Source organism: Brevibacterium sp. XM4083, assembly GCF_006489205.2.
In the GTDB taxonomy this organism is placed as follows: Bacteria; Actinomycetota; Actinomycetes; order Actinomycetales; family Brevibacteriaceae; genus Brevibacterium.
In genome coordinates this window covers 13,032-28,783 of sequence record NZ_VFYR02000002.1, presented here as the reverse complement: position 1 = coordinate 28,783, position 15,752 = coordinate 13,032, and the positions used below count along the sequence as shown (strand labels likewise).

Here is a 15,752-nt window from a genome sequence, read left to right as displayed (position 1 = left end):
GCCCGGGCACGATCAGGGTCATCCCTCCGGCCCAGTAGGGGCCGTCTGGGCTGGTCAGGGCTGTCGGCGCAGTCGCAGGTGTCGGCACGGCCGCTGCCCGCGCCTCTCCGCCGCCCGCGTCAGCACGGCCGCTGGCGGCGCCCCTTCAGAGACGCGGCCGCTGGCGGCGCCCCTTCAGAGACCGGCGATGAACGAGTGGATGCGGTCGGCGACGAACTCGGGATGCTCGGCCATGAGGAGATGGGCCGAATCGGGGATGACGGCGAGCTCCGACCCCTCGACGGCGTCGCGCATCTTCCCCATCTCCTCCGGGGTGCAGCCGGGGTCCTGGCTGCCGGCCATGAAGAGGGTGGGCGTCGTGATCCCGCCGAGCTTGCCCTCGAGGTCGTAGAGTGCGAGCGCCCGGCAGCACGCGATGTAGGCGGCATCGTCGACGGTCGCGAGGTCGGTGAGGATCGCCGGCCCGGTCGCGATGTCCTCCTCGAGGAAGCCGGCGGCGAACCAGCGGTCGGCGGTGTCGGGCAGCAGGGATGCGGTTCCGTCGTTCTCGACCTCGGTGATGCGTTCGGCCCACGAGACGTCGGTGCCGAACTTCGGCGCCGTCGCACACGCGATGAGCCCGGTGAGCTTGTGCGCGTGTTCGAGGGCGAGCGTGAGCCCGATGCCGCCGGAGATCGAGGCGCCGCAGTAGGTGAACGACTCGACGCCCTTGTCCTCGAGCGAGGTGACGAGACCCGCGGCGAGATCGGAGATCGTGAAGTCGCGGCTCAGCTCCTCCTGCGACACCGGGTACGTGTGACCCGGCAGATCGGAGAGGTAGATCTGGTGGTCGTCGACGAGGCGGGAGGCCACAGCCGCCCACAGCGGAGTCCGGGTGCCCAGCGCATCGCCGAAGACGAGCGCGGGAGATCCGGGATTGTCATTGAAGGCGTGAAGGGCGATGCGCATGAGGGCTCCTCATCGTCGGAATCGGGATCGGCAGACGGTGCGGACAGCGGCTGCATCGGACAGCGGCTGTGTCGGACAGCGGCGGGAGGGTCTCTACGCCAACAGCCTACCGCCGGAGTAGGTGAGGTAACAGCGCGGACACAGCGATTCGTAGGTCACGGCGTTGCCGTCGATGGCGACCTGATCGCCGTCGAAGATGAACTCCCCGTCGACGAGGCGGCCGTTGAACATCGCCTTGCGACCGCAGCGGCAGATCGTCTTGAGCTCTTCGAGGGTGTGGGCGATCTCGAGGAGGCGGGCCGATCCCGGGAACGCCCGGGTGCGGAAGTCGGTGCGGATGCCGTAGCACATCACCGGCACGTCCTGCTCCGTGGCGACGCGCATGAGCGAGTCGATCTGCTCGGGTTCGAGGAACTGCGCCTCGTCGATGAGCAGGCACGCGACGGGCGCTTTGGGGGTGTCGATCGATTCCAGGAGCGCATCGTGGTCGACGTAGTCGGCGTGCTCGGCGTAGATCGTCTCGACGTCGGCGCCGGCGGGGACGAGGAAGTCGACGGTGCGGGTGACGCCGAGGCGGGAGACGATCTCATCGGCGCCCTTCGTGTCGATGTCGGGCTTCGCGAGCAGCACGCGCTGCCCGCGCTCCTCGTAGTTGAAGGCCGCCTGGAGCAGAGCCGTCGACTTGCCGGAGTTCATCGCACCGTACCGGAAGTAGAGCTTCGCCACCCGTGTCCTCTCTCGCTGTCCATCACTCGTCTGCGCGCCGGGACGCTACTCTACCGCCGAGCCGACGCGAACGCTGAGCCGAGGGCCAACGGCGGCAAAAGGTAGGATGGTGAGGTCAAACCCCACGACAATTCGGAGCAGTCCATCATTATGGCCAAAATCATCTACACACGCACCGATGAAGCGCCGCTTCTGGCGACCTACTCACTCAAGCCGATCATCGAAGCCTTCGCCACCTCGGCGGGCGTCGATGTCGAGACGAGGGACATCTCCCTCGCCGCCCGTGTGCTCGCTCAGTTCTCCGACCGCCTCCCGGCCGACCAGCAGGTCGCCGATGCGCTCACCGAGCTCGGCGACCTCGCCAAGACTCCGGACGCGAACATCATCAAGCTCCCGAACATCTCCGCCTCCGTTCCGCAGCTCAAGGCCACGATCGCCGAGCTGCAGTCGCAGGGCTACGACCTCCCCGACTACCCGGAGGAGCCCGAGACCGACGCGGACAAGGACGTCAAGGCCCGCTACGACAAGGTCAAGGGGTCAGCGGTCAACCCGGTCCTCCGTGAGGGCAACTCCGACCGGCGCGCGCCGGAGGCCGTGAAGAACTACGCGAAGAAGCACCCGCATTCGATGGGCGAATGGTCGAAGGATTCGCAGACGAACGTCGCGACGATGGACGCCGATGACTTCCGCGCCAACGAGCAGTCCGTCGTCATCCCCGCCGATGACACCCTGCGGATCGTCCTGCGCACTGCCTCCGGTGAGGAGAAGGTCCTCAAGGAGTCCCTCCCGGTGCTGGCCGGCGAGGTCGTCGATGCGACGAAGATGAACGTCGCCGCCCTCGACGAGTTCCTCCGCGCCCAGATCCAGCGCGCGAAGGACGAGGGCATCCTCTTCTCCGTCCACCTCAAGGCGACGATGATGAAGGTCTCCGACCCCATCCTCTTCGGCCATGTCATCGAGGCGTTCTTCCCCGAGGTCTTCGCGACCTACGGTGAGGCCCTCGCCGAGGCGGGGCTGACCCCGGACAACGGACTCGCCGCGATCCTCGACGGACTCGACGAGCTGCCCGCCGAGGTCGCCGAGGGCGTGCGCGCCGGCATCGAGAAGGGCCTGGCCGAAGGCCCGGCGCTGGCGATGGTCAACTCGCACAAGGGCGTGACGAATCTCCACGTCCCCTCCGACGTCATCGTCGATGCCTCGATGCCCGCGATGATCCGCGTCGGCGGCAAGATGTGGGACAAGGACGATCAGACGCAGGACACGCTGGCCGTCATCCCCGACTCCTCGTACGCCGGGGTCTACCAGACCGTCATCGACGACTGCCGGATCAACGGCGCGTACGACCCGACGACGATGGGCACCGTGCCCAACGTCGGGCTGATGGCGCAGAAGGCCGAGGAGTACGGCAGCCACGACAAGACCTTCGAGATCGCCGAAGCCGGCGTCGTCGAGGTCGTCGATTCCGCCGGTGAGGTGCTCATGAGCACCGAGGTGGCCCCCGGTGACATCTGGCGCGCGTGCCAGACGAAGGACATCCCCGTCCGCGACTGGGTCAAGCTCGCCGTCACCCGCGCCCGGCTGTCGAACACCCCCGCAGTGTTCTGGCTCGACGAGGCCCGGGCCCATGACCGCAACCTCAAGGCGAAGGTCGAGGAGTACCTCGGCGATCATGACACCGAAGGCCTCGACATCCGGATCATGAACCCCGTCGATGCCACCCAGTTCTCGATCGACCGGATCCGCCGGGGCGAGGACACGATCTCTGTGACCGGCAATGTGCTCCGCGACTACAACACGGACCTCTTCCCGATCCTCGAGCTCGGCACCTCGGCGAAGATGCTCTCCGTCGTCCCGCTCATCGCCGGCGGCGGACTCTTCGAGACCGGAGCCGGGGGCTCCGCACCGAAGCACGTGCAGCAGCTCGTCGAGGAGAACCACCTGCGCTGGGACTCCCTCGGTGAGTTCCTCGCCCTCGCCGAGTCGTTCCGCCACGAGTTCAACGTCCACGGCAATGCGCGGGCCGGCGTCCTCGCCGACACCCTCGACGCCGCGACCGGGAAGTTCCTCGAGGAGAACAAGTCGCCTTCGCGCAAGGTCGGAGAGATCGACAACCGCGGCAGCCACTTCTACCTCGCGCTCTACTGGGCGCAGGAACTGGCCCGCCAGACCGAGGACGCCGAGCTCGCCGCCGCGATCGCCCCGGTCGCCGAGGAGCTGGAGAAGAACGCCGAGGCGATCTCCGCCGAACTCCTCGCCGTGCAGGGCTCGCCGGTCGACCTCGGCGGGTACTACAACCCGGATGACGCGAAGGCCGACGCCGCGATGCGTCCGTCCCCGACCCTCAACCGCATCGTCGAGACGCTGCGCGAGAAGGTCTGAGCGCTCGCTCCGGCACCATCACCTGCCTGCGCACCACGGTGCGCAGTGACACCCTGACTCATGGGGCCATCAGCGTTTATGATGGCCCCATGAGTTCTCAAGACCCCCGCGGACGCGCCCAGACGCCTGACGAACTGCTCGCCGAGACCAACGCGCTCCTCGGCGCCGAGGGCGACGACCCGTCCGCTCGCCAGCCCGCAGCCGATGGCACTGCGACTGCCGGTCGCCGCGAGATCGCCGATCGCGACGGCACTCCAGTGCGCGGTGAGGGACAGATGCGCGGCGACACGGCGGGCGGGGCCGCCCGCAGCGGCGGTATGTCGGCGGGCATGTGGATCTCGCTCATCCTCGGCGCGGTCATCGTCGTCCTCCTCCTCATCTTCATCCTGCAGAACAACGTGCCCGCCGACTTCCAGTACTTCGGCTGGCAGTTCCAGCTGCCGCTCGGCGTGGCGATGCTCTTCGCCGCGATCGGCGGCATCCTCGTCGCCGGGATCATCGGGTCGGTGCGGATCTTCGTTCTCGGGCGCAGGCTCAAGAAGATCGAGAAGGCCACGGGCCGCTGACAGTGCCCTCCGATCCCCTCTCCCCCTCCGACTTGCCGATGCACCCGGACTTCACCGTCCTGCGCACCGATCTGCCCGCCACCCTCGTCCTCGCCGACACGGCAGGCCCCGCCGCGTGGGCGCGCACGGACGATTCCGTGCTCACCGCGCAGGAGCGCAACTACGCCGCGGAGTTCGAACCCGAGACCGCAGCGACCTGGTCCGCCGGACGAGTGGTGCTCCGGCACGTCCTCGGCGCCGTGCTCGAAGCCGATCCCGCCGGGATCGAGATCCGCCTCGATTCGGCGGGCAAACCGCGCGTCGACGACGTCGAGTTCTCCATCACCCGAGCCCGTCGCCTCGTCCTCGTCGCCGTCTCCACCGACCCTATCGGCCTCGACCTCGAGGCGATCCCCGATCACGACGTCGCCGCCGAGGCCGCCGGCCTGCTCCATCCGCGTGAGCGCGACGAGCTCGCTGCGCTCGGCGCCGACGACCTCGCGGCCGCCTTCGTGCGGGTGTGGGCGCGGAAGGAGGCCTTCCTCAAGGCGCTGAGCACGGGACTGGCCCGCGACCCCGGAATGGATTACATCGGTGCCGGTGAGACACCCGATTCTCCGCACCCCGACGTCGACATCCACGACCTGCGCGAGGGCATACCCGCCGGCTTCGCCGCCGCGATCGCGTTCAACCGCTGACCTGCACACGGTCGCGTCCTGCTGCCTCGCGCCGCTGTCACCAGGCACGGCCGGCGGTTGCTTGTGCGCCGAGTCTTTCGATCACGCGGGAGTGCGGTTAGCGGGCCTGCCATCGGCACCGGCGCTTGATCGAGGATGTCGGAGTGTGCCCGTCGCACGCAGGCGCGGCCGGGCACGCGGCGTTCAGTCCTTGCCGAAGTCGGGCCCGTTCGCGCCCGTCGTGAAGACGACGGCGATGGCGAGCGAGGCGAGGGCGATGAGGCCGAACCAGATGAACCCACCGGCCGGATTGCCGAGCGTGGCGAGGACGATTCCGAGGACGGCCGCGCCGACGATGACGACATCGGCGATGATGATGTGGCGCAGATAGGTCGTCGCCCCCTTGCTCACTCCGTAGGAGATCTCCGTGGCCGAGCTGAGGAAGAGCAGGACCGCCGCGGTGATGATGATCCACGCCGGAACGAGGAAGAACGACCCGAGGCCGGGAAGGAAGATGACGAGAACGGCCGCGAGCAGCAGCTTGACGATTCCGTCGATGACATAGGCGGATTTCCTCATGGTTCGATCCTACTGGCCACCGGCTCACGATGCTCGCCGCTGAGGCTCTGAATGAGTCCGAGGACCGACCGGAGCACGGTCGCCTCGACGTTCGAGTGGGCGATGACGATGCCGTGGCGCACCGCGCTGTCCCCGCTCCAGCCCGCGGCGAGCGAGGCGACGCGGATGCCCCTGCCCTCGAGCTCCCGCAGCAGCGTCTGCGCCCCGTCCGCGTCGGTCTCGATGACGAGGGTGCGCCCCTCGTGGACGAGTCCGGGGATCGCACCGGCCTCGGCGACGACCGCCTCGGCGGCCCGCAGACGTCGCCGCCCCCGGGCGATCCGACGTCGCAGACCACCGGATTCCAGGTAGGCGGCGATCGCGCTCTGCAGAACCGGGGCGATCGCGGGACCCCACGACGTCCGCACCGCGCTCATCGCCTCGCCGAGGCGGCCGCGGGCGACGATGTACCCGGTCGACACGGCCGTGGTGAGCACGGTGGAGAACGTTCCGATGTGAACGACATCGACGTCGAGGTCGAGGGAGCCGGCGAGATCGTAGAGGGTGGGCACCGAGGTGCGCTGGAGCCGGGCCTCGCTGTCGTAGTCGTCCTCGATGACGACGACGCCGGCCCGGGCCGCCCAGGTCAGCAGCGCGATGCGGGTGCTCACCGGCATCGTCCCGCCGTGGGGGAACTGGTGGTTCGGAGTGACGACGACCGCCGCGACCCGGCCCTCGAGCTCCTTGAGCCGGTCGACGTCGAGCCCGGTGGAGACGTCGAAGGCGAGGAGCTCGCGGTCGGCCATCGCGAGCCGCAGACCCGGGAATCCCGGGTTCTCCACGCCGATCGCCCCGTCGAGCCCGGAGGCGAAGAGGAGGCGGAGCCCATCGCGGGAGCCGCTCGTGACGATGATGTCGCGCGGGTCGACGCTCATCCCCCGCAGCAGTCGCAGGTGGTCGGCGATCGCCCACCGGGTGCCCGGCTGGCCGAGCGGGTCGACCGCGCCGGGATCGACGTCGAGGGCCTCGCGCCACGCCCGCCGGAACGCCGGGTCGCGCAGCGGATCGTCACCCCCGTGGCCGGGACGCAGGTCGATGAGGCGCCGAGGCGCTCGCTGCGGAGCCGACGGCGGTGCGGGCACGTCCGTGTGCCGCAGCAGGGCGGTCGGCAGGTCCGGGTCGACGATCGTCGCGGCGCGTTCGCGCGTGAGCAGGTAGCCTTCGACGGCGAGCTGGGCGTACGCGGTCTCGATCGTGCCGCGGGAGACGCCGAGATGACCGGCGAGTCGGCGACTCGAGGGCACCGGATCGCCCGGCCGCAGCTCCCCGCGGGTGACGAGGCTCCTGATGCCCGCGACGATCTGGTCGGGCAGGGGTGAGCCGTGGTCGATGGCGATGTCGAGGGACTCGCGGGTCGAGCGCGGCAGGCTGGAGGCAGCGGGCATCCCACCATCATAGTCCAAACTGGCCTACAACTCTCGTGCGATTCTGGCTCTGCGAATAGGCCACTGGCGGCTCTAGCCTGATTGAGGACGCGACGCCGACACCTCGTCTGCGACGAACGGCGACCGCAGTCCGACACGACAGTCACGACACCACAGCGCCGCTTTCCGGCGCCGGAGAACGAAGGCCCAGCAATGACCGAGACTCAGACTCTGCTCAACACCGGACTCGCCCAGATGCTCAAGGGCGGCGTCATCATGGACGTCGTCAACGAGGAGCAGGCGCGCATCGCCGAGGCCGCGGGCGCCTCGGCGGTCATGGCACTCGAACGGGTGCCCGCGGACATCCGCGCGCAGGGCGGGGTGGCCCGGATGAGCGATCCCGACCTCATCGAATCGATCATCGGCGCCGTGTCGATCCCGGTCATGGCCAAGGCCCGCATCGGCCACTTCGTCGAGGCGCAGATCCTCGAGACCCTCGGCGTCGACTACATCGACGAGTCCGAGGTCCTCTCCCCCGCCGACTACGTCAACCACATCGACAAGTCCGTCTTCCAGGTCCCCTTCGTCTGCGGGGCGACGAACCTCGGCGAGGCGCTGCGTCGCATCACCGAAGGCGCGTCGATGATCCGGTCGAAGGGCGAAGCCGGCACCGGTGACGTCTCCGAGGCGATGCGCCACCTGCGCACGATCAACTCCGAGATCCGCGCCCTCGGCGCCAAGAGCGAGGACGAGCTCTACGTCGCGGCCAAGGAGATCGCCGCCCCCTACCCGCTCGTCAAGCAGGTCGCCTCGCTCGGCCGCCTGCCGGTTGTCACCTTCGTCGCCGGCGGCATCGCCACCCCGGCCGATGCCGCGATGATGATGCAGCTCGGCGCCGACGGCGTGTTCGTCGGCTCCGGCATCTTCAAGTCCGGCAACCCCGAGGCCCGCGCCCGGGCGATCGTCGAGGCGACGACGCACTACGACGACCCCGCCGCCGTCGCCGCCGCCTCCCGCGGTCTCGGCGAGGCGATGGTCGGCATCAACGTCGGCGACGTCCCCGCCCCGCACCGCCTCGCCGAGCGCGGATGGTGACGGTCGGCGTCCTCGCCCTCCAGGGAGCGTTCCGCGAGCACCTCACGGTGCTCGGCTCCCTGGGGGTCGAGACCCGCAGGATCACCCGCCCCGACCATCTGGCCGGACTCGACGGCATCGTCCTGCCCGGCGGGGAATCGAGCGCCATGGTCCGCCTCGCCGCCCCCACGGGACTCTTCGGCCGCCTCGGCGAGGAGATCCGGGGAGGTCTGCCGACGTTCGGCACGTGCGCGGGACTCATCCTCCTCGCCGACCGCCTCACCGATGATTCGCTCTCCGGCTTCGACCGCCTCGGCGGGCTCGATGTCACCGTGGCCCGCAATGCCTACGGCCGGCAGCGCGAATCCTTCGTCGCGCCGCTGACGATCACAGGGATGGCCCCGGACTTCGACGGCACGTTCATCCGGGCACCGCAGATCGTCGAGACGGGAAGCGCCGAGGTGCTCGCGACGCATCACGGACGTCCGGTCCTCGTCCGGCAGGGTTCGGTGTGGGGGGCGAGCTTCCACCCCGAGTTGGGTCCGGACACGAGACTCCACGCCGAGTTCGTGCGAGGATTGGGCCATGACGACTGAGGCGATGACCACGCTCAAAGACGGATACACCTTCGACGGCGCCACCCTCGAACTGGGGGTGGCGCTCGACGGGGAGACCCCTGCTCCCGACGTTCCCATCGCGATCCCCCTGGGGATGCTCAACCGCCACGGCCTCGTCGCCGGGGCCACCGGCACGGGCAAGACCGTGACCCTCCAGGTGCTCGCCGAGCAGCTCTCGAAGGCCGGGGTCCCGGTCTTCGCCTCCGACATCAAGGGCGATCTCTCCGGCATCGGCGCGCCCGGCGTCGCCTCGGAGAAGCTGACGAAGCGACTCGAGGCCGCGGGACAGGAGTGGGACCCGGCGGCGAACCCGACGGAGTTCTACACCCTCGGCGATTCCGGGCTCGGCACCCCGATCCGTGCGACCGTCACCTCGTTCGGACCGATCCTCCTGTCGAAGGTGCTCGAGCTCAACGACACCCAGGAGTCGGTGCTCTCCCTCGTCTTCCACTACGCCGACAAGGCCGGGCTCGCCCTCCTCGACCTCTCCGACCTCCGCGCGGTCCTCACCTACCTCACCTCCGATGAGGGCAAGGCCGAGCTCGAAGGCATCGGCGGGGCGTCGAAGGCGACGGTCGGGGTGATCCTGCGCAAGATCGCCGAACTCTCCGCCCAGGGCGGCGACGTCTTCTTCGGCGAACCAGAGTTCGACACCGCCGATCTCCTCCGCGTCGACGACAGCGGGGCCGGCATCGTCTCCGTGCTCGAGCTGCAGAAGCTCAACCAGTCCCCCGCGCTGTTCTCGACGTTCCTCATGTGGCTGCTCGCCGATCTCTTCCAGGATCTGCCCGAGATCGGCGATGCCGACAAGCCCGCGCTCGTCTTCTTCTTCGACGAAGCCCACCTCCTCTTCGCCGATGCCTCGAAGGCGTTCCTCGAATCGGTGACGCAGACCGTGCGCCTCATCCGGTCGAAGGGCGTCGGCGTCTTCTTCGTCACCCAGACGCCGAAGGACGTCCCCGAGGACGTGCTCGCGCAGCTCGGCTCCCGGATCCAGCATCAGCTGCGGGCGCACACGCCCAACGACGCGAAAGCGCTCAAGGCGACGGTCGCGACGTTCCCGAAGTCCGACTACGACCTCGAATCGCTGCTCACCTCGCTCGGCATCGGCGAGGCCGTCGTCACCGTCATGGATCCCGACGGCGCGCCGACTCCCGTGGCGGCGACGCGGGTGCGGGCTCCCGAGTCGAAGATCGGCCCGATGAGCGAGGACGAGATCAAGGCCGCCGTCGCGGCGTCTGACCAGCAGAAGAAGTACGGGACTGCGATCGACAACGAGTCGGCGCGGGAGATCCTCACGAAGCGCCTCGAAGCGGGTGCCGCCGAGCAGGAGGCCGAAGCCTCGCAGACGGCCGGGTCACAGACAGCTGGGTCGCCAGCAGGCGGGTCCTCGACTGCCGAGTCTCCGACTGCCGGCGGCGACGCCGGCAGCGGTTCCGACAGAGTCCCGTTCCCCGAGGAGGGAGCCCGGGCCCCGCGGGAGCAGAACCCGAAGGCGGAGAAGAAGGACGACAACCTCTTCTCGCAGGTCGTCAACTCCTCGGCGTTCAAGCAGTTCACTCGCACGGCGGCCCGGGAGATCGCCCGCGGGATCTTCGGCACCTCGCGCCGGCGCCGGTAGGTTCGGGCTGCCGGCAGGAGCGTCAGTCGATTGCGTGTGCCGCCGGCACGACGACGTCGAGGAGCAGATCTCCGGTGCTCATCCGCAGTGAGCTGAACTCGCCGAGATGGTCCCCGTCGAGGTGGACCGGCGCGGGTTCGGCGACGGAGATCCGGGCCGATCGCGCCGTCCAGTAGCGCATGTCCTCGTCGCGTTCGGGGTGCCCCCGCACGCAGGCCGTGCCGATGCCCGCCCATGCTCCCACCCGGCTCACGGGTGAGTCGGCGGCGAGGACGACCGCGAGGAATTCGAGGTCCTCACCGGTCACCTCGGCGCCGGGGAACACCGGGATCGGCCCGGCCGGGCGGGCGGCCTTCGCTCCCATGACCGACCAGACGCGCAGCGCCTCCCCATCGATCCGCGCCTCCATCTGAGGCGCGAAGAGCGCGCCGAAGGCCCCGCGGGCATAGCCGAGCAGGCCCCATTCCCGCCGGTGACCGGCGACGGCGCGGGCATCGCCGCCGATCCCGGCCAGGGAGAGGAAGTGCTCGTGGCGGTGCGCGCCGTCGACATCGAAGCCCTCGGCGAGGCTGATCGGCACGCCCGTCGTCGTCGCCGCTCCGAGGAGATACTCCTCGCAGAGGGCGAGGCCGGCGCGGGCGTTCGGCACGCCGAGCGCCCGACTGAACACGTTCGCCGTTCCCGTCGGGATGACGAGCGTCGGCAGATCCGCGATCGCCAGGGTCGGGGCGGCCGCCCGGAGCGTGCCGTCGCCGCCGAGGACGACGACTGCCTCGGCGCCCCAGTCCGCCAGCTCACGGGCCTGCTCGGCACCCGGCCGGACGGCCGACGTCGACACCGTTCGGTACCGGACGTGGAGGCGTGCGAGCAGGGTGACAAGCCGGTGATGGGTGCGGTGCGTGCGCGCGTGGAGCGGATTGACGATGATCCCCAGTCTCATGTGCGCCTCCTCACGCGTAGATTCTCCGACGCGAACTCTCCCGTGCCGCCGCGCAGGCCGTTCCCTGCGCCGCCGCGCAGGTCATTCTCTGCGCCGCCGCGCAGGCCGTGCCCCGTGCCGCCGCGCATGCCGTCTCCCCCGCCGTTCGCTCAGCCGAATGCCGGGTGGGTGTGTGCCGCCGCCTCGGCGCGTTCGACGTCGATGCTCTCACCCGCGAACGGCTCGATGAGCACCTTCGGTCCGGTCTTCCGCGGGGAGCGCTTCCACGTTCCGCGGGCGCGGGTGTCGGTGATGACGGTGTTCTTGAACATGCCGTTGCCCCCGGGCACCACCGCCTTCTCGTGGACGGGGGCGAGCGTCTGGCTGCGATCCTTGTACCCGAGGATGAGTTCGTCGAAGCCGGGCAGGAGCCTGAGCGTCCGGGCCTCGTCCTCCCAAACGCCCAGGCGGTCGTCGAGGTCAGGGGCCTGCACGTGCTCGCGCTCGCCGATGGTCGTCGTGACGATCGAACCGTCGTCGACGAGGTCTCGCAGCGCGGCCCGGATCGGCGTCTTCGGCAGACCGGTCCAGCGGGCAGCATCATCGACGGTCACCGGTCCGTGACTGAGGACGTAGCGGCGCAGCCAGTCGCGCAGGGCCGCCTCGCTGTCGACGACAGCGTCGGCGCTGCGATCACGCAGGACAAAGGCGAGTTCCTGGCTGCCGGCGGCGAACCCGGATTGGACGAGGATGCCCTGCATCGCCAGTGTCGTGATGAGGTAGCGTTCGCGCCCGTAGGCATCCGCCTCGGCGATCCCGTCCATGAGCGGGGCGAACTCGGCGAGGAGGTCCTCCCGGCTCAGCGGCCCGCGCGCGGAGATCGCCGACTCGGCGAGCACGGCGGCATCCTCGAGCATCGCCTCGCTCACCCCGAAGTGGTCGCGGCGCGCAGTCTGGGACCGCATCAGCCGCGGTGCGGTGAGGGCGAGGATCCCGCCGACGTCCTCGGCGGCGGCGAGGTGGATCGTGCCCCGCTGCGTCCACGTCCGCACGACCGCACCGCTTTCGATCGCCGCGCGCACGGCGGGCAGGGACTGCGAGGCGGTGCGCAGCGCCACCGAGACCAGCGCACCGGGAAGCGCTTGGGCCTGCACGCACGCCAGGCTGCGGACCACCTCGGCGGGATCATCACCGGAAGCACCGACCAGGCCCAGGGCGATCATGCGCGCTGCTGAGACCTGTGCGATGTCCATGCCCTCAGCGTAGCGTGACGAACCTCATGCGATACCGTGAAACCACGCACCAGTTACGGTCGGATAACAGAACGCGCTGATCACGGCGTTGCACTTCACGTATAGTGAACGGTTGTTCGATCATGAAGGGACAGCGCTCCCGACAGCAGAGGAATCCCCGGTGACATTGAGTCCGATCAGAGCACGCGAACGAATCGTCGACGATCTCTGTGCGCGGGCCGTGACCGAAGGCGGGCTGCTCTGCATGCTCACCGGCTTCGCGGGAACCGGCAAGACATGGCTGCTGCGCCGGATCGGCGAGCGGATGTTCACGACCTCGCCGGTCGCCTACGCCACTGCCGACGAGTTCGAGAAGGATGCGCCCTTCAGCTTCGTCGAACGGCTGCTGAGCACGGGGCTCGCACCGTTTCGGATCATCGACGGCGCCCGAGCACCGCTCGACATCGCGCGCGAGATCATGGCCGAGTTCACCGAGAAGGAACGTCCGGCGCTGCAGACGGTCCTCGTCGACGACGCCCAGTGGATCGACGTCGAATCCCGGCTCGTGCTCCGCTACCTCGTCCCCCGGATCATGCGGCAGGGCTACTTCATCGTCGTCGCCGGCCGGCTGCCCGACGTCCATGGTGCCCCCGTGTCGTTCCTCGCCGACCTCGCCGAGTCCTCCCCGCAGGGTGAGAACATCGTCCTCGAGCCGCTGACGATCGCGGAGATCCAGGCGCTGGCGGTCGACGTCCTCGGCGCATCGATCTCGCCGTTCACCGCCGAATCGCTGCGCAACGCCACGGGCGGGTCCTTCCTCGGCATCGACAGCATCTTCCGCCGCATCACCCCGCAGGAGCGCAACAAGCTCCACCTGCTCTGGGACATCCCCATCCGCGGCGTCGACCCCGATCACAATCCGCTCCTCGCTCCGGTCCTCGGCCTCTCCCCCGCCGCCCGGCTCGCCGTCGAGATCGTGTGCTGCGCGGACACGGAGCTCGCTCCGCACATCGTCGCCGAGGTGGCCGACCGCCTCGGCGAGCCCGTCGACATTCATCCCGCGGTCGCCGCCTCGGTGCTCACGGAGTCGGGGTTCGGGTCGACGGTGGCTCCCAGGCATTCGCTCATCGCGCATGCCGTGCGGCAGATGCTGCCCAGGGAGCGCGCTCAGGCGATCTACCGGGCGCTGGCGCCGTCGGCGACCGGGTTCCGGCGGATGTGGTATGCCCTGAGCGGGGCCGAGGAGTGGTCGGATGAGCTCGCCGAGGCGGTCGACGAGTTCGTCGCCGAAGCCGTGGCCGCCCGCAGCTTTGCCGCCGTCAACGACGTCATGCGCCGCAGCCTCGACATCGCCACCGGCCAGGCGCGGCAGACGATGCTGCTGAGGATCGTGCTGCTCAACATGCGCAGCAAGACGGTGTACACCGTCCTCGACCTCCTCCCGCAGATCGAGGCCCTGCCGCGGAGTCCGGTGCGCGAATGCATCATCCTCACGATGCTCGCCCACCGCAAGGATCAGGAGTTCCCCCAGGCGCGGCTGGCGGCATTCCTCGCCGAGGCGACCGATGACCCCGAAACCCGCACCCTGCAGTCGTACGCGGCCTATCTCTCCGTCGTCGAGGTCATCCGGAGTCGGGACTTCGCGCGGCTGGGTCCGGTCATCGATGCCGCGCTCGCGACGATCGCTCGCGCTCCGCGCGACCCCGCCGAGGTCAGTCGGCCGACGATCCGCTGGATGGTCGCGCCCGACGAGAGCGCGATGGTTCTCGAGACGTATCGGCTCCTCCAGCTCGTCCTCGAGGTCGATCGGGCGACGGTCATCGCCGAACTCGACTCCCTGGTCCCGCGTGTCCTCGCGCTCGAGCCGAGCTCGTTCAAGGTCGACGCCCTCACTCCGCTCGCAGTCGTCGCGATGACGATCGGCGAGGTGGGGCGGGCCCGGACTCTTGCCGGGATCAGCGTCGGGCTCCTCGAATCCGTCGTCAAACCGTGGGGTGCGGGAACGGTGCGCCTCCTTCATGCGCATGCGACGTCGCTGACCGGGTCGCTCGACGAGGCGGCCGAGCTCGTCATCTCCGCGACCGAGTCGAGCGGCAGCACGATCGACGTCGAGACCCGGCTGCCGCTGTCGGGCCTGCATGCGTGGCTCAACGCGGCACGCGGTGTGCCGGACTTCATCGACCTCGAGGCGCAGACCGACCGGCAGACGAGCATGCCGTGGCAGCCGTATGCGGCGGACATGGTCATCACGGCATCGTGTGAGCGGGCACGCGCTCACGGCGATCCCGAGGGTGTGCTCGCCGCGTCCGCCCCGGAGAAGGTCAAGAGCCTCATCGGGACCCAGCGGGGGTTCCTCAACTATCGGGCTCATGCGCTCCTCGACCTCGAACGGTTCGCCGAGGCCGACGCACTCATCGACCGCCTCGGCGAGATGGAGGGCACGAGCTGGCAGCCGTACTGGGGTTCGGTCGACTGGCTGCGCGCCCGGCGGATCGTCGCCGGTGGTGGTGTCTCCGGGTCGGCGTCCACCCGGTCGGATGCCGTCGCCGAGGCGCTCCGCCGCTTCGAGGCGGCACTGCGCGACGATCGGTTCCCCCTGCCCCGGGCGCTCACCCTGCGCGACTACGGCGTCGTCCTCGCCGGGCTCGGTCGCACCGAGGAGGCGAGGAAGACCCTCGATCAGGCGCTCGCGATCGTGCGGAGGATCGGCGCCGGGGCGTACGAGCCGGGGATCCGGGACGCCCTGAGCGCGGTCGCCGAGAGTGAGCAGGATCTGCTCGCGTCGCTGACGAACCGCGAGATGGAGATCGGTCGTCTCCTCGCTCAGGGATGCAGCAACCAGGAGATCGCTGCGGAGCTGTTCGTCGCCACGGCGACCGTGCGCTACCACGTGTCGAATGTGCTGCGGAAGCTCCAGCTCAATCGGCGCAGCGAGGTGGCCCGGCTGTTCCGGTGAGTTGCTGCCGGTGTCACGGCGCGGGGCGCGCTCCTGGACCATGCTTGTGCTCAGGTGTTCAAGCTCAGGTGCTCGA

13 protein-coding genes are annotated in these 15,752 nt (G+C 69.5%); 7 read left to right on the top strand and 6 right to left on the bottom strand.

The features are described from left to right. Nucleotides 1-174: 174 nt before the first annotated feature. Both FJ887_RS05905 and FJ887_RS05900 read right to left on the bottom strand, forming a co-directional pair. Nucleotides 175-948 carry an alpha/beta fold hydrolase gene (locus tag FJ887_RS05905; protein WP_137825594.1) on the bottom strand — a complete coding sequence of 258 codons (774 nt, stop codon included), beginning with the start codon at nt 946-948 and terminating at the stop codon, nt 175-177. 93 nt (nt 949-1,041) lie between these two features. Beyond that, a complete protein-coding gene (locus FJ887_RS05900) occupies nt 1,042-1,674 on the bottom strand; it encodes a thymidine kinase (RefSeq protein ID WP_137825595.1) in 633 nt (210 codons plus the stop codon). Nucleotides 1,675-1,824: 150 nt separating this feature from the next. Between FJ887_RS05900 and FJ887_RS05895 the strand changes: the two genes are divergently transcribed. The 3 genes from FJ887_RS05895 to FJ887_RS05885 all read left to right on the top strand — a co-directional run bounded on the left by FJ887_RS05895 (nt 1,825) and on the right by FJ887_RS05885 (nt 5,296). Further along, the gene (locus tag FJ887_RS05895; RefSeq protein ID WP_137825596.1) at nt 1,825-4,053 is read left to right on the top strand and encodes an NADP-dependent isocitrate dehydrogenase; all 2,229 of its coding nucleotides are present in this window, start codon (nt 1,825-1,827) and stop codon (nt 4,051-4,053) included. A gap of 89 nt (nt 4,054-4,142) precedes the next feature. Next, nucleotides 4,143-4,619, top strand: a complete 477-nt coding sequence (locus FJ887_RS05890) for a LapA family protein (RefSeq protein ID WP_137825597.1) — start codon at nt 4,143-4,145, stop codon at nt 4,617-4,619. A 38-nt stretch (nt 4,620-4,657) separates the two neighbouring features. Next, complete coding sequence (locus FJ887_RS05885; RefSeq protein WP_137825619.1) at nt 4,658-5,296, top strand: 4'-phosphopantetheinyl transferase family protein; 639 nt, start codon at nt 4,658-4,660, stop codon at nt 5,294-5,296. A 183-nt stretch (nt 5,297-5,479) separates the two neighbouring features. On the opposite strand, the gene FJ887_RS05880 is transcribed toward FJ887_RS05885, so the two are convergent. Continuing rightward, nucleotides 5,480-5,854, bottom strand: a complete 375-nt coding sequence (locus FJ887_RS05880; protein WP_137825598.1) for a hypothetical protein — start codon at nt 5,852-5,854, stop codon at nt 5,480-5,482. Continuing rightward, nucleotides 5,851-7,278, bottom strand: coding sequence for a MocR-like pyridoxine biosynthesis transcription factor PdxR (gene pdxR, locus FJ887_RS05875; protein ID WP_137825599.1), 1,428 nt, complete (start codon nt 7,276-7,278; stop codon nt 5,851-5,853). The genes FJ887_RS05880 and pdxR overlap by 4 nt, the downstream gene beginning before the upstream one ends. Before the next feature lie 192 nt (nt 7,279-7,470). Between pdxR and pdxS the strand changes: the two genes are divergently transcribed. The 3 genes from pdxS to FJ887_RS05860 are packed head-to-tail and all read left to right on the top strand — an operon-like array spanning nt 7,471 to nt 10,569. Then, nucleotides 7,471-8,352 (top strand): pyridoxal 5'-phosphate synthase lyase subunit PdxS, encoded by an 882-nt coding sequence (gene pdxS, locus FJ887_RS05870; protein WP_137825600.1) that lies wholly within the window; start codon nt 7,471-7,473, stop codon nt 8,350-8,352. After that, nucleotides 8,346-8,927, top strand: coding sequence for a pyridoxal 5'-phosphate synthase glutaminase subunit PdxT (gene pdxT, locus FJ887_RS05865; RefSeq protein ID WP_137825601.1), 582 nt, complete (start codon nt 8,346-8,348; stop codon nt 8,925-8,927). The genes pdxS and pdxT overlap by 7 nt, the downstream gene beginning before the upstream one ends. Continuing rightward, entirely contained in the window at nt 8,917-10,569 is a 1,653-nt protein-coding gene (locus tag FJ887_RS05860) for a helicase HerA-like domain-containing protein (RefSeq protein WP_137825602.1), read from the top strand. Before pdxT ends, FJ887_RS05860 begins: the two co-directional genes overlap by 11 nt. Nucleotides 10,570-10,591: 22 nt before the next feature. Here the strand turns inward: FJ887_RS05860 and FJ887_RS05855 are convergent, their stop codons facing one another. Further along, on the bottom strand, nt 10,592-11,509 hold the full coding sequence (locus FJ887_RS05855; RefSeq protein ID WP_137825603.1) for a diacylglycerol/lipid kinase family protein: 918 nt from the start codon (nt 11,507-11,509) through the stop codon (nt 10,592-10,594). Nucleotides 11,510-11,658: 149 nt separating this feature from the next. Continuing rightward, nucleotides 11,659-12,741 carry a winged helix DNA-binding domain-containing protein gene (locus FJ887_RS05850; RefSeq protein ID WP_137825604.1) on the bottom strand — a complete coding sequence of 361 codons (1,083 nt, stop codon included), beginning with the start codon at nt 12,739-12,741 and terminating at the stop codon, nt 11,659-11,661. Nucleotides 12,742-12,901: 160 nt separating this feature from the next. Here FJ887_RS05850 and FJ887_RS05845 point away from each other — a divergent pair, with 160 nt between their 5' ends. After that, on the top strand, nt 12,902-15,676 hold the full coding sequence (locus tag FJ887_RS05845; protein WP_137825605.1) for a LuxR C-terminal-related transcriptional regulator: 2,775 nt from the start codon (nt 12,902-12,904) through the stop codon (nt 15,674-15,676). Nucleotides 15,677-15,752 lie beyond the last annotated feature (76 nt).